Source organism: Streptomyces sp. 35G-GA-8, from assembly GCF_023534745.1.
GTDB lineage: Bacteria > Actinomycetota > Actinomycetes > Streptomycetales > Streptomycetaceae > Streptomyces.
In genome coordinates, this window is the sequence record NZ_JAMHJQ010000009.1 from 358,992 (window position 1) to 372,915 (window position 13,924).

General features: G+C 71.4%; 12 protein-coding genes. 6 read left to right on the top strand and 6 right to left on the bottom strand.

Features of this window, described 5'->3' with window-relative positions; genetic code table 11:
- The first annotated feature begins 28 nt into the window (after positions 1–28).
- The 5 genes from M1203_RS22750 to M1203_RS22770 all read left to right on the top strand — a co-directional run bounded on the left by M1203_RS22750 (position 29) and on the right by M1203_RS22770 (position 6,355).
- On the top strand, positions 29–1,258 hold the full coding sequence (locus M1203_RS22750) for a beta-ketoacyl synthase (protein ID WP_249951614.1): 1,230 nt from the start codon (positions 29–31) through the stop codon (positions 1,256–1,258).
- A 249-nt stretch (positions 1,259–1,507) separates the two neighbouring features.
- The gene (locus M1203_RS22755) at positions 1,508–2,428 is read left to right on the top strand and encodes an SDR family oxidoreductase (RefSeq protein ID WP_249951615.1); all 921 of its coding nucleotides are present in this window, start codon (positions 1,508–1,510) and stop codon (positions 2,426–2,428) included.
- A 207-nt stretch (positions 2,429–2,635) separates the two neighbouring features.
- A complete protein-coding gene (locus M1203_RS22760) occupies positions 2,636–3,514 on the top strand; it encodes a PP2C family protein-serine/threonine phosphatase (RefSeq protein ID WP_249951616.1) in 879 nt (292 codons plus the stop codon).
- A gap of 118 nt (positions 3,515–3,632) precedes the next feature.
- Complete coding sequence (locus tag M1203_RS22765) at positions 3,633–4,649, top strand: MASE1 domain-containing protein (RefSeq protein ID WP_249951702.1); 1,017 nt, start codon at positions 3,633–3,635, stop codon at positions 4,647–4,649.
- A gap of 125 nt (positions 4,650–4,774) precedes the next feature.
- Complete coding sequence (locus tag M1203_RS22770) at positions 4,775–6,355, top strand: aldehyde dehydrogenase (NADP(+)) (RefSeq protein WP_249951617.1); 1,581 nt, start codon at positions 4,775–4,777, stop codon at positions 6,353–6,355.
- Between the two features lie 62 nt (positions 6,356–6,417).
- On the opposite strand, the gene M1203_RS22775 is transcribed toward M1203_RS22770, so the two are convergent.
- From M1203_RS22775 to M1203_RS22800, 6 genes are all read right to left on the bottom strand, one after another.
- Complete coding sequence (locus M1203_RS22775; RefSeq protein ID WP_249951618.1) at positions 6,418–7,215, bottom strand: hypothetical protein; 798 nt, start codon at positions 7,213–7,215, stop codon at positions 6,418–6,420.
- A gap of 137 nt (positions 7,216–7,352) precedes the next feature.
- Positions 7,353–8,585, bottom strand: a complete 1,233-nt coding sequence (locus tag M1203_RS22780) for an RNA polymerase sigma factor (protein WP_249951619.1) — start codon at positions 8,583–8,585, stop codon at positions 7,353–7,355.
- 24 nt (positions 8,586–8,609) lie between these two features.
- Positions 8,610–9,026, bottom strand: coding sequence for a YciI family protein (locus tag M1203_RS22785; RefSeq protein WP_249951620.1), 417 nt, complete (start codon positions 9,024–9,026; stop codon positions 8,610–8,612).
- A gap of 160 nt (positions 9,027–9,186) precedes the next feature.
- Positions 9,187–10,218, bottom strand: coding sequence for a bile acid:sodium symporter family protein (locus tag M1203_RS22790; protein WP_249951703.1), 1,032 nt, complete (start codon positions 10,216–10,218; stop codon positions 9,187–9,189).
- A gap of 22 nt (positions 10,219–10,240) precedes the next feature.
- On the bottom strand, positions 10,241–10,675 hold the full coding sequence (locus M1203_RS22795; RefSeq protein WP_249951621.1) for a hypothetical protein: 435 nt from the start codon (positions 10,673–10,675) through the stop codon (positions 10,241–10,243).
- A gap of 103 nt (positions 10,676–10,778) precedes the next feature.
- Positions 10,779–11,642 carry an oxaloacetate decarboxylase gene (locus M1203_RS22800; RefSeq protein ID WP_249951622.1) on the bottom strand — a complete coding sequence of 288 codons (864 nt, stop codon included), beginning with the start codon at positions 11,640–11,642 and terminating at the stop codon, positions 10,779–10,781.
- A gap of 280 nt (positions 11,643–11,922) precedes the next feature.
- Between M1203_RS22800 and M1203_RS22805 the strand changes: the two genes are divergently transcribed.
- Positions 11,923–13,851 carry a P-loop ATPase, Sll1717 family gene (locus M1203_RS22805; protein WP_249951623.1) on the top strand — a complete coding sequence of 643 codons (1,929 nt, stop codon included), beginning with the start codon at positions 11,923–11,925 and terminating at the stop codon, positions 13,849–13,851.
- Positions 13,852–13,924 lie beyond the last annotated feature (73 nt).

A 13,924-nucleotide genomic window follows, 5' to 3' on the forward strand; every position in this document is an offset into this window, starting at 1 on the left:
CGAACGAGGCCGCGGTGGGCGTCGGCCGATGACCGGACCCGCCATCGCCATCACCGGTCTGGGGATGATCACACCGGCCGGGAACGACACCGACTCCACCTGGCACGGCGTGTGCGCGGGAGTCTCCCCGGCGCATCGGGTGCCCGAACTGAGCGGCTGCGCGGTCGACTTCGCCTGTACGGTCGAGGGCATCGATCTCGACGCCGCGATCGGCGGACGTACGGCCTTCCGGATGGGCCGGTACGTGAAGTTCGCACTCCTCGCCGCGCGCGAGGCGGTCGCCGACGCCGGACTCGACCCGACGAGCTGGGACGGCACCCGGGTCGCCGTCGTGGTCGGGACCAGCAGCGGGGGTTCCGCCAGCCTGACGGAACAGTCCGTCGCGCTCGACAGACGCGGGCCCGAGGCGACCTCCCCGTCCGGCATCCTGCTCACGATCCCCAACATGCCGGCCGCCGAGATCGCCATCAAGATGCGCGCCACCGGGCCCAGCATGGCGCCGTGCACGGCGTGTTCCTCGGGGGTCACGGCGCTGTCCGTGGCGCGGGACCTGCTCTCCACCGGGCAGTGCGACATCGCCGTGGCGGGGGCGACGGAGTCCATCGTCTTCCCGGTCGCCATGACCGGGTTCGTGCGCTCGGGCGCCGCCGCCACGGCGGATCCCGGCGACGACCCGGCGCTGCTGTGCAGGCCCTTCGCCTCGGACCGCGCGGGGCTGGTCCTGGGGGAGGGCGCGGCGATCATGGTGCTGGAGCGCGAGCAGGACGCGCGGGCGCGCGGCGCGAAGCCACGCGCGCTGCTGGCGGGCGCCGGTGCCACGACCGACGCGCACCACCCGACGAGCCCGCACCCCTCGGGCGCCGTCGCCCAGCGCGCGGTGGAGGTGGCGCTGCGCGACGCGGGCTGGCAGTCGGGTGATGTCGAGCATGTCAACGCGCACGGCACCTCGACACCGCTCAACGACGCGACCGAGGCGGCGCTGATCAGCAGGGTCTATCCGCACCGTCCACCGGTCACGGCGCCCAAGGGCGTGCTCGGGCACTGTATGGGGGCGGCGGGCGCGATCGAGGCGGGCCTGACCGTTCTGACGCTCCAGTACGGCGTCGTACCGCCGATCGCCAACCTGGACGCGCCGGCCGTCGAGTTCGACATCGACTGCGTGACCAAGCAGCCGCTGCACCAGCGGATCGACCGCGCGGTCAGCCACTCGTTCGGCTTCGGCGGGCACAACGCGGTGCTGGCGCTGCAACGCGCCTGAGCCGCGCCGCCGCACGCACTGCCTGCCGCACGCACTGCCTGCCGCATGCATCGCCCGCCGCATGCATCGCCTGCCGCACGCGCTGCCTGCCGCATGCGCTGCCGCACGCACCGCCGTGCGTACTGCCGCACACACCGCGTCAGCGCGCGCGACGCGCCGGAGCACACAATGCGCCGGCGTACGGAATGCCGTCCTCCAGCCACGCGCCGGGGGGCGGCCTCCCCTCACTCTCTCTCCGGAGGCCCCACGATGAGCAGGCATCCGCCGCTCCGAGGACGTACCGCCGTCATCACCGGCGCCGCGCGCGGCGTCGGCGAACAGCTCGCCCGGTCCCTCTCCGAGCGGGGCGCCCGGCTGGCGCTCGTCGGCCTGGAGAAAACCGAACTCGCCCGTGTCACCGAGTCCTTGACCGGCGAGGCGGACCACTGGCACGCGGATGTCACCGACGCGGCGGCCATGCTGCGTACGGCACGGCTCGTCGAGGAGCGCTTCGGCACGGTCGATGTCGTCGTCGCCAACGCGGGGGTCGCGGCGGGCGGGCTCTTCCGCCACTCCGAGCCCGACGCGTGGCGCCGCGTCATCGAGGTCAACCTGATCGGCAGCGCCAATACCGCCCGCGCCTTCCTCCCCGCCCTGCTGGACTCCCGGGGCTACTACCTCCAGATCGCCTCGCTCGCGGCCCTCGCCCCCGCGCCGATGATGACGGCCTACTGCGCTTCGAAGGCCGGGGTGGAGTCCTTCGCGCACACGCTCCGTATGGAGGTGGCGCACCACGGAGTGGAGATCGGCGTCGGCTATCTCACCTGGACCGACACCGACATGGTCCGGAGCGCCGAGCAGGATGTCACGCTCCGCGAGCTGCGCTCCCGTATGCGCTGGCCGGCCAACCGCACCTACCCGCTGGCCCCGGCCGTGGACCGCCTCACCGCCGGCATCGAACGCCGCGCCCGCCATGTCTACGCCCAGCCCTGGCTCCGCGCGGCCCAGCTCGTACGGGCGGCCCTCCCGCCCGCCGCGGCGCGGCGAGCCCGCCGTGCCCTGCCCGCCCTGGAACCCGCCTCGGCCGAGACCCCCACCACCCTTCTGGGCGCGGGCGGGGCCGCGAACGAGATGGACGACTCCGCCGACCGATGTTCGTCATGCACGTCTCGTGCGTCGTGCATAGTCTGAGGACCCAGAAGGCCCCCTGAGGATCACCGGCTGATCCGGGCTGATCCCGAGCTAATCCGGGTTGATCCGGTCTGACCCGGGCTTATCCGGCGGAAGCCGCGTGGCGGAAATATGATGAAGGTGAGGCTTGAGCGAGAGGCCCCTCTGTACTCCGTTGCGAGGAACAACTCACAGCGGTCCACCAACGGACGTACCTCGGAGCGGTGCATGACCCGGCGTCGTCCCAGCCGATCGGCGAGCGCCGACGACCTGCTGACCACACTCGGTCGGCTCACCGCCCAGGCACGGCGGCGGGTGGAGCTTCAGCACGCCCGGGTGGAGCTGGCGGAGGCCCTGCAGCGTGCGATGCTCCCGCCTTTCCTGCCCGCCGTACCGGGGCTGCGGACGGCTGCCAGCTACGCGCCGGCGCGGGACGGTCTGGACATCGGCGGTGACTGGTACGACGGTTTTGTGCTGCCCGACGGAGCGCTCGCGTTCTGCGTCGGCGATGTCCAGGGGCACGATGTCGAGGCGGCCGTGATCATGGGGCAGGTACGGATCGGGCTGCGGGCGGTCGCGGCTGCGGCCGGCGATCCCGGCCAGGTGCTGAGCAGGGCCAACGATCTGATGCTGTCGGTGGACTCCAGCCTCTTCGCGACCTGTACGTTCCTCCGCTTCGACCCGGTCACCCGCGTGCTGGAGAGCGCCCGCGCCGGTCATGTGGCCTCGGTCTGGGCCGCGGCGGACGGCAGCGCGGGTATCGACGAGGACCCGGGCGGTCTGCCGCTGGGCATCCTGCCGGGGGAGATATACCCGGTGATCCGCCGACGGCTGACGGACACCGGGGCGTTCGTACTGGTCACGGACGGTGTGGTGGAAGGCCCCGCGTTCTCGGTGGAGGACGGCCTCGGGCGGGTGGCCCAGCTGACCGCCGAGGCGGTGCTGGCCGCACAGGACTCCCGCGTCGGTGCGGATCCCAGCGCGCTGGCCACCGAGGTGCTGAAGGTGGCCGAGCTGACCGGTCACGCCGACGACGCCGCCGTGCTCGTCCTCTGCCATGACTCCGTACCGGAGGGACCCATCGGCGCGCGCGGCGAACGTCGCTGACCTGACGCGGGGGCCGCTTCCCGGGCCACTGTCCACCCGTACGGCCCGGGGTGACGCGAGCCCTCCGGCAGTGCGTGTCACGGCGTACCCGGGCGGCGGGCGTTGTCTGATGGCTGATGTGGTGCGTACCGAGGAAGTCCGACGTCTGTCCATGGCCGCTGGCCGGATCCTCGGCGTCGCCGCCGCCTACGCCGGGGCCGCGCAGCTCGGGCTGCTGAAGCAGCTGTCGATCTCCGGCGCGGTCGTGACGCCTCTCTGGCCGCCCTCGGGCATCGCGGTGGTCGCGCTGCTCTTGCTGGGCATCGGGGTCTGGCCGGGGATCTCGCTCGGCGCGCTCGTCACCATCGTGACGCTCGGTCCCGTCGGTCTCTTCGACATCGGGGTCGTCGCGGCGAGCACCCTCGGCCCGGTCTGCGCCTTTCTGATGCTCCGGCGCGTGGGTTTCCGTACGCAGCTGGACCGGCTGCGCGACGGGGTCGCCCTGGTGTTCCTCGGGGCACTGGCCGGGATGCTGATCAGCGCGACGCTGGGCGTGTGGATGCTGGTGCTCGGCGGCAAGCTGAGCCCGGAGGGGTTCTGGCCGGCCTGGACCGCGTGGTGGGTGGGCGACGCCATGGGGGTGCTGGTGGTCACGCCGATGCTGCTCATGCTCCGCCGTGCCCGGCTTCCCCGCGCCAATGACTTCCGCCGCTGGCCCGAGGCGCTGGCGCTGCTGATCACCGCTGTCGTCGTGACGCCGCTGGCCACCCTGAGCAGCTTCTCCGTGCTCTTCCTCGTCTTCCCGGTGCTCATCTGGGCCGCGCTGCGTTTCCAGCTCCCGGCGAGCGCGCCGTACGCGCTGTGCGTGTCCGTACTGGCGATCTCGGAGGCGACCGACCGTATCGGGGCCTTCGAACACCACACCCTCGTCGAGCGCCTGGTCAGCCTCCAGGCCTTCAACGGGGCCGTCGCGCTGACCTCGCTGCTGCTGGCGGCGATCGTCACGGAGCAGCGGAACGTCCGGCTGAAGATCGAGCAGGCGTGCGTGGAGCTCGCCGAACTGGTGGCGCGCCTGAGTCCGGTGGAGCCGTCGAAGCCGCGGAAGCCGCGGAAGCCGTGGGGTCAGGACCGGGGGAAGAAGCCCGGGGGCGGCTGAGCCCCGGCATCTCCGGGCCCCGCGATTCCAGGGCCCGCGATTCCGGGCCCCGCGATCGCACGCCCGGCCCCCGCGTCCCCCGTCCGAGGAAACCGACGAAGCCCAGAGAGGTGAGGTAGCGCACCATGCCCCTGACAGGAGCGATGTTCCTCGGCGCCGAGCGGCGGCCCGGCCGGGGCCAGGCGATCGTCTCGCTCGATCCCCGTACGGACACCCCGCTGGAGCCCGGCTACGGCTCCGGCACCCCCGAGGACATCGCGCGCGCCTGCGAACTGGCCGAGCTGGCCGCCCCCGGCTACCGCGCCACCTCCCCCGAGCGGCGGGCGACCTTCCTGGAGCGCATCGCGGACCGTATCGAATCGCTCGGCGCCGAGCTGATCGCCCGTGCCGTCGCCGAGAGCGGCCTTCCCGCGGACCTGGTCACCGGCGAGAGGGACCGTACGACGGGACAGCTGCGGCTCCTCGCGGCCGAGGTGCGCTACGGCGCCTGGGCGGAGGTACGGATCGACCGCCCGCTGCCGGACCGCGTCCCCGAGCCGCGGCCCGATCTGCGGGAGCGTCATATCGGTATCGGGCCGGTGGCCGTCTTCGGCGCGAGAGACTTCCCGCTCGGCTTCTCGGTGGCGGGCGCGGACAGCACGGCCGCCCTCGCCGCCGGCTGTCCCGTCGTGCTCAAGGCACACAGCGCCCATCTGGGCACCTCGGAACTGGTCGGCTCGGCCGTGGCCGCCGCCGTACGCGAGAGCGAGCTGCCGGAAGGCGTGTTCTCGCTGCTCTTCGGCTCCGGCGCGGAACTGGGCCGGGCCCTGGTCGCCGACCCCCGGATCCGGGCGGTCGGCTTCACCGGATCGCGGGCGGGCGGCGAGGCGCTGATGCGTACGGTCGCCACCCGCCCCGAACCGGTCCCGGTGTACGCCGAGATGAGCAGCGTCAATCCGGTCCTCCTGCTGCCCGGCGCCCTCCGCGACCGGTCCGCCGCGCTGGTCGACGGATTCATCGGCGCGCTGACGGCGGGGGCCGGGCAGTTCCGTACCCGGCCGGGGCTGCTGGCCGCCGTCAACGGACCCGAGCTGGCGGAGTTCCTGGCGGCGGCCGGCCGTGCGGTGTCCGCCCGGATGGCGCAGACGGTGGGGACCCAGGCCCTCCACGACGCGTACGAGCACGCGGCGGCGGCGCTGGCGGCGGTCGAGGACGTACGGGAGATCGCCGCCGGACAGCCGGGCGAGGGCGCCAACACCTGCGCGCCCCGGCTGCTCACGGCGCCGGCCGAGACGTTCCTGGGCCGGCCGGAACTCCAGGACCGGCCCTTCGGCACCGCCGCGATCGTGCTGACCTGCCGTGATACGTCCCAACTCATCGAGGTGGCACGCGCTTTGCGCGGGCAGCTGACCGCCACGGTCCACCACGGCCCGGGAGACCACGACACCGCCGCCGCTCTGCTGCCGTTGCTGGAGACCAGGGCGGGCCGCGTCCTCTACGACGGCTGGCCGACGGCCGTCGAGGTCAGCCACGCCATGGTGCACGGCGGGCCCTACCCCGCCACCTCGGACGTCCGCACGACCTCGGTCGGCACCCTGTCCGTCCGGCGCTTCCTGCGCCCGGTCTGCTACCAGGACGTCCCGGCCGACTTCCTCCCCGCCGATGTCTCCGACGGCAACCCCCGCGACCTGCCGCGCCGGCTGGACGGTGCCAGGGAACACCGCTGAGCTCAGTGCCGCGTTCCTCAGAGCCGCGTTCCTCAGTGCCGCGTTCGTCAGTGCCGCGTTCGTCAGTGGTAGACGGGGAACGGCGTGGTCGCGGGGCTGATGAGGGCCGCGTACGGGTCCTCGTGCCGGCGGTGACGGCCCGACTGCCCGCTGTCGGAGGGCGGGGTACGCGGCGTGAGCAGCCCGTCGTTGGCCAGGGTCTGTACGCGGAGCAGCAGCGCCCGCAGATCCAGGCCCAGTTCGGCGGCGACCGTCTGGAGGTCGAGGCCGGACTTCCAGCTCCACAGCAGGACGGAGTCCATGCTCGCCGACCAGATCACCGTCTCCTCCACCGAGGGGGTGTGGAAGTCGGTGGGCGCGGCGGCTGTCTGCGCGTCCTGCGGCATCGTGTCCTGCTGCGGGGGAGGCATCTCGCCGCGGGGCTGGGGCAGCTGGACCTCCGGCATGGGGAAGGTGTCGGTGGCGGGATCGGACATCGGTCCCTGTCCCTGCGCTGTCTGTGCCTGCGCCTGGGGAGGGGGCGGCGGTGTCTGCGGGGGCCCCTGCGGGATCAGCGGTGGTGGCGGTGGCTGCGTTCCGCGGATCAGGAGTTCCTCGGCGACGGACCGGGCGTCCTCCCTGCCCACCGTGCGCCGGGCGACCCGGACTTCCCGTTCGTTCAGGCCCATCAGATCGGCCACCGCGCCGTCGTTCCCGACCGTCACGGAGAAGGCCGCGAGCGTCCTGCTCCGCTCGGCCTGCGCCTCGTCCAGCACTGACTGGGCCTGGCGTACACGCTCATCGCTGGCGCAGAACGCTTCGGCCAGGACAGTGTTCCGTTCCCAGAGTTCACGTGGATCCACGTGCGGAACAACGTCCATGGCGCGTACAGGAATGGACTATGTGTTCAATTGCACCCAAAGAGCCTAAAGATACAATAAGGGCCAGTTGGATCAGATCTTTCATGGAAATGCCATGGGATGACAATCTCCGGGTGATGGACTCGGGTCGGATGGACTCAGACCGGCAGCCTGGCGGCGCGCATCCGCAGGTACCGTGCCTCGGGCACGCTGAGCGTACGCCCGGCGGCCAACCGGTAGGCGGCTCGCGCGCCTTCGACGTCCCCCGCCTTCTCCAGCAGATGCGCCCGTACGGCGTCGAGTCGGTGATGGCCTGCCAACCGGTCCTCCAGTACGGCGACCTCGGCCAGTCCGGCCCGGGGGCCGTGCACCATCGCGACGGCCACGGCCCTGCCCAGTTCGGCCATCGGCTCGGGCGCGCGGCGCACCAAGATGTCGTACAGGGCCAGGATCTGCGGCCAGTCGGTGTCCTCGGCGCGTGCCGCCTCGTCATGGAGCGCGGCGATGGCCGACTGCAACTGGTAGGCGCCGGCCGGTCCCTGGGACAGCGCCTCCGTCACCAGCGCGGTGCCTTCGTCGATCGCCTTCCCGTCCCAGAGGGAACGGTCCTGCTCGTCCAGCGGGATCAGGTCGCCGTCCGGCCCCGTACGCGCCGCGCTACGGGCGTCGGTGAGCAGCATCAGCGCCAGCAGCCCGGTCACCGCGCCCTCCCGGGGCAGCAACTCCCGTACGGCCCGGGTCAGCCGGATCGCCTCGCGGGCGAGATCGGCGCGGTGCAGATCGCTGCCGGAGGTCGCCGTATAGCCCTCGTTGAAGATCAGATAGAGCACCTGGAGCACGGGTGCGAGCCGTTGGCCGCCGCCCTCGGGCCCCGGCTGCCGGAAGGGCACCCCTTTGATCCGCCGCTTGGCCCTGCTGATCCGCTGGGCCATCGTCGCCTCGGGCACCAGATGGGCCCGGGCGATCTCGGCCGTGGTCAGACCGCCGACCGCACGCAGGGTGAGCGCGATCTGCGCGGCGGGGGCCAGTTCGGGGTGGCAGCAGAGGAAGAGCAGGGTGAGGGTGTCGTCCTGGGACGGCGCGCGGCTCTCACCGGGCGGCGGCGCCGTGAACGCGTCGCGCGGTGTGAGCGCCGCGGCGGTCTCCTCGCGCGCCCGCCGCGCCTCGTCGGCACGCAGCTGGTCGATGAGCCGCCGGGAGGCGACCCTGATCAGCCAGCCGCGCGGGTTGTCGGGCACCCCCGTCTCCGGCCACTGCCGCGCCGCGGCGAGCAGCGCCTCCTGGACGGACTCCTCGGCCGCGTCGAAGTGTCCGTATCGCCGTACCAGCGCGCCGAGGACCTGCGGCGTGTGCAGCCGCAGCAGGTCCTCGATCTCCGTTCCGTGCCTCATGCCGTACGTCTCACACGTCACGTCTCACACGTCGCCCCCGCCCATGTCCGGGATGGGCCGGATGACCACGGGGTGGACAGGGCTGCCCTCGGGCACCGGGGACCGGAGGACGCGTTCGGCGATCGCCGTCACCCGCTCCAGGCTCTCGCAGTCCAGTACCCAGTACCCGGCGAGCACTTCCTTGGTCTCGCCGTACGGGCCGTCCGTGATCACGGGCCGGCCGTCCTCGCCGAGCCCGACGAGGCGCGTGGCGGCGGGCGCGGCCAGACCGTTCCCGTCCACCATCTCACCGCTCTCGGCGAGGTCGTTGTTGAGCTCTTCCATGAAGGAGGACATCGCTCGCAGCTCCTTCTCGCTCCAGGCCGGGCTGTGGGCGGACGCCTTGCCGCCCAGAGCGTCGTAGTCGGCCTGCGAGCCCTGCACCATCACCAGATACTTCATGATGTCGTCTCCTCGGTCCTCGGTACGCCGTCACCCGTCGTGGGTGACTCTCACAGGGGACATCGGAGCGGGCCACACGTTCTCGACAACTGGCCCGACGGAATCACGAAGAAATTTCCCGGCGCCCTTCGGGGAGCGCCGGGGACCGGCGACCGGCCGGTCAGCGGGCCGTCTCCCGCAGGGGAACGGCACGGGACGCCTGCGCGGGAGTCCGGTCGGAGGCGGTTTCCAGCGGCCGGCGGGCCCAGCGGCCCGCGAGGACCGCGCACACCATCAGCTGCACCTGGTGGAAGAGCATGAGGGGCAGGATCACCGGGCCCGCGGAGGCGCCGAACAGCACCGCCGCCATGGGCAGCCCCGTCGCCAGGCTCTTGTTGGATCCGCAGAAGACGATGGTGATCCGGTCCTCCCGGCTGAACCCCAGGCGCCGCGCGGCGAACGAGGTCGTCGCGAGCGCCGCCGCCAGCAGGAGCGCGGCCAGCGCGACCAGACCGGCCAGCCGCGCCGGGGTGATCTGCCGCCAGATGCCTTCCGCCATGCCCTGGCTGAAGGCCGTATAGACGACGAGAAGGATGGAGAACCGGTCCAGCAGGCCGATCCGCTTCTTGTGGCGGCCGATGAACCCGCCGATCCAGCGTCGCGCCAACTGTCCGGCGACAAAGGGAAGCAGGAGCTGGGTGGTGATGGCCACCGCCCCATGGGCCGAGAAGCTGACGGTGGAGCCGATCAGCCAGGCGGCGAGCAGCGGGGTGGCGATCATGCCGAACAGGCTGGAGTACGTACCGGCGCAGATGGCGGCCGGGACATTGCCCCGGGCGGCGGAGGTCAGCGCGATCGACGACTGAACGGTCGAGGGGACGACGCAGAGGAAGAGGAGGCCGGTGTAGAGCTGGTCGGTGAGGAGGAACGGTACGAGTGCGCCCACGATCAGCCCGAGCAGCGGGAAGAGCGCGAACGTACTGGCTCCGATGGCGAGGTGGAGTTTCCACTGCCGCAGTCCGTCGACCGCCTCGCGGGTGGAGAGCCGTGCGCCGTAGAGGAAGAAGAGCAGCGCGATGGCGAGGTCGGCGGCACCGCCGACGGCCACGGCCGCCCGGCCGCTCGCGGGCAGCAGCGCCGCGAGCACGACCGTGCCGAGAAGGGCGACGACGTAGGGGTCGATCGCCCTTCCCAGCCGGCCCGGCCAGGACATCAGCCAGGACTTGGAGGTCACATCATTCACCGTTCTCGCCTTGGTACGGCGGATGTCCGATCTGTCCGATCTGCTCGATCACACCACCCGAGCCGGAGCCGGAACCCGAGCCCGAGCCGGAACCCGAGCCCGAGCCGGAGCCCGAGTCGGCGTCGGAGGACGGGCTCGGACATGAGCAGGGCCCGCTCCGGGTCCCGTTCTCGGACCCGGAGACATCCCCGGTCCGCACGTCGATGGCGCCACCACCCCCGTCGTGGTCGCTGCCCGCCGTGCCCTTGCTTTTGAACAGCGTGTTGAGCGTCCGGTCGACCTCCAGCCATGAGTCGGCATGGGAGTTGTCGATCACCAGCAGGCCGACGTTACGTCCCGCGACGGGCCCCGACCGCTCCGGCTCGTCGTCGTCGGCCTGTGCGGCACCGGCGCCGCACAGGACGCTCGTCGTCGCCGCGACGATCACACTCGTCGTGGAGACTCCCCTCAGAAGGGGCGTTTTCCTCGGAAGACGGTGCCGGCCGGTGCCGGACCGAAGGAAATGAGAAGACAAGAGGTAATTCCCGTGGTCACACCGACACCGAAACTCGACTGTCGTGGTGTCTGCTGATGTTCTTTTCCAGCAATTCCGTCGATCCCTTGACCCCGATCGCCCCCGTCTCCCTGGTGTCCGGCAGCCGTCCGTCCGCCATTTTCAGATCGACCAGCGCTCCGTCGATCGCGCCGTGCGCGGCGAAAAGACACGGCGTGCTGTAGATGGCGAGATTGACGCCCAGGTCGGAGAGTTCGGAGAGGGAGAGCCGCGGCGACTTTCCGCCCGCGATCTGGTTGAACAGCAGCGGCTTGTCGCCGACGACCGACCGGATCTTACGAATCCACTCCACGCTCCGCACGCCGTCGACGAGGACGACATCCGCGTCCGTCTCCGCCAGCGCGGCTGCGCGCCGTACGATCTCCGACTCCTCCGTGGCGTCCGTACGCGCCACCACAAGCATCTCCTCCCTGCTGCGCAGGACCAGATCGAGCTTGGCCAGGTACTCCTCCAGCGGCAGGATCAGCTTCCCGTCCGCGTGCCCGCACCGTCGAGGCCGCTTCTGATCCTCCAGAATCACGCCCGAGGCCCCGGCGCGCTCCAGTCGCTGGACGACATGGCACGCGACCTCGGGGTCGACATACCCGTCGTCGATGTCGACGAGCATGTGATGGCGAGGAAACGCCAGACGGAGCCGTTCCGCGAAGGCGACCATGTCGGGCCAGGCGATGAAACCGATGTCCGGCAGCCCGTAATGGGAAGCGGCGAAGCCGAAGCCGGAGACAAAGAATCCGTTGTAGTGCTGGGCCGCGATCGAGGCCGAGTACATGTCGTAGATGCCGATGAGAGGCGTCGTGCGAGGCGATTCGACCGCTTCTCGCAAGGAGTTGCCGTAGCGCATGGTTCTCCCTCGTTCCAGAACCCGCCCGATCACGAGTTCAGGCGATGTGCTGACGGGCACACATTTACAGAAGACCAAGACTTCGTAAAACGACACACCGTGTCGTCGCTCGATCTGGCAAAAAATTCGGAGTGATCGATATGTGTGACAATTCAACGAAGTGACGATTCATCGACGCTGCGGATCGCCGCCCGGTGCGATACAACTGCCGTGCGGGAAAGCGGACTTGTGACGGACCGCGGGCGCGGGGGCGTAGGGAACCGGGACGGGGGAGGATGGGATGGCGGGGGAATCCGTACTGGCGAATCTCCACTTCGGGCGGGAGGACGCCGAGCGGGACGTCACCGACGGGCTGCTGCTGCGCGGCGGCTTCCTGTCGACGAACGCGACGCGCGCGGCGGTGTCCGGCCGGAAGATGCTGATCATCGGGCGCAAGGGGTCGGGCAAGAGCGCGATCTGTATGCGTCTGATGGCGGACGGGGTGCACCCCGGCGGGAAAGTGCTGATCACGCCCGACGACGCCGCCGGGGACGAGATCCGCCGCTTCGAGCTCCAGGGGCTGCCCGGAGACTCGGCCAAGTCACTGATCTGGCGGTATGTGTTCGCCGTCAACGCCGCGCGCCATCTGGTGACCCATGCGGCGGACGCACACGGCCGGAAGGCCGACTCGGTGAAGGCGCTGCGCCGCTTCCTCAAGCAGAACGACGAGCTGCCCGCCGACCGTCCGGGTGACCGGTTCGGCGACCGACTGGCCCAAGGCGCACGGGGGTTGCAGACGGCGCTGTCGCTGGAGGCGTTCGGGTTCAAGGCGGGGGTGGAGCTGGCACACGCGCCCTCGGAGGGCGCGCGGGCCGCCCGGCAGCTGGACGTGGTGGAAAGGGGGGTGGCCGACGCCTTCGCCGAGCTGGACTGCGCCGCCGCGCACGAGCCGTTATTGCTCCTGGTCGACCAGTTGGAGCAGGTCTGGTCGGTGGAGCCGGAGAGCAACTCGATGGTGATCGGGCTGCTGCTGGCGGCGAAGCACGCGGCGGGGCTGTACGGACGGGCGGTGCGGTGTCTGCTGTTCCTGCGCGCGGACATCTACGACTCGCTGTCGTTCGGCGAGGGCGACAAGTTCCACGGGGACGAGCTGCGGATCGTCTGGACGGACCACTCCCTTCGGGAGCTCGCCCTGGCCCGCGCCCGGGCCTCGACCGGGCTCGCCGGTCTGCCGGAGGAGTCGCTGTGGCGGGAGATCTTCCCGGCGAGCGTGCGCGGGGAGGACACCGCGGCGTTCATCTTCAGCCGCTGTCTGCCCCGGCCGCGCGACGCCATCCAGTTCCTCAACCTCTGCCAGGAGACGGCCTGGCTGACGCACGGCCGCGACCGGATCACGGACTCCGATGTCCTCCAGGCGGGCCGGCAGTTCTCCGCGTGGAAGCTGAAGGACCTGGCGCAGGAGTACTTGATCGCCCACCCGTTCCTCGAACGGCTCTTCCCGCTCTTCCAGAACACGGGGTACGTGGTGTCGCGCGCGGCGCTCAGCAGCCGGTTCGAGCAGGCCGCGGAGACGCTGCACCGGCTGTTCCCCGCGTACGCCGAGGCGCTGACGCCGTCCGGCGCGGTCGACATCCTGTACAGCGTGGGCTTCCTCGGGGTGCGCCGAGGCAATGACGTGGTGTTCGCGGGCGGCGGTGAGCTGCCCGTCCAGCCGCACGAAGGGGAGCTCCATGTCCATCCGTGCTTCCGTGAGGCGTTGGGCGCCACCAGCGCGATCGACCTCCGCCGCTTCGAGCCGGTGGCGGCGGGCGACCGTATCGCGTCCGGCACTTTCACCGTCGACGGGGCGGGCAATACGGGGGTGAGCCGCGAGTACCGGCTGCTGGCGGAGCTGACGCGGTCCTGTCACTCCATCCTTTCCCAGGTCGGGCGGGCGGTCGGGCTGGCCCAGGACGCACGGGACGAGATCACCCAGCAGATCGGCCGCGTGCTGAACGACATCGGCGCCGCCCGGCCCCGCGGCGGCAGTGGCGGATACAGCGACACGGCGGGCCATCTCCTCACCGCCGCGCACTACTTCACCAGCCTCGCCGCCCAGCTGCGGGCCAGCGGGCTGGACGACACCACGGGCGCGGGAAGCGTCGCACAGCGGATCGAGGACGAGGCACGCCGGCTGCGACGCCTGGCCGGCGGGTCCTACGGGAGCTCGGGCGACTCGGGGGGCCGCTGACACGGCGCCACGGCCCGGTGTACGGCGGTACGCACCGTGTGCGGGCGGGCCGATGGAACGTGACGACGTGCCC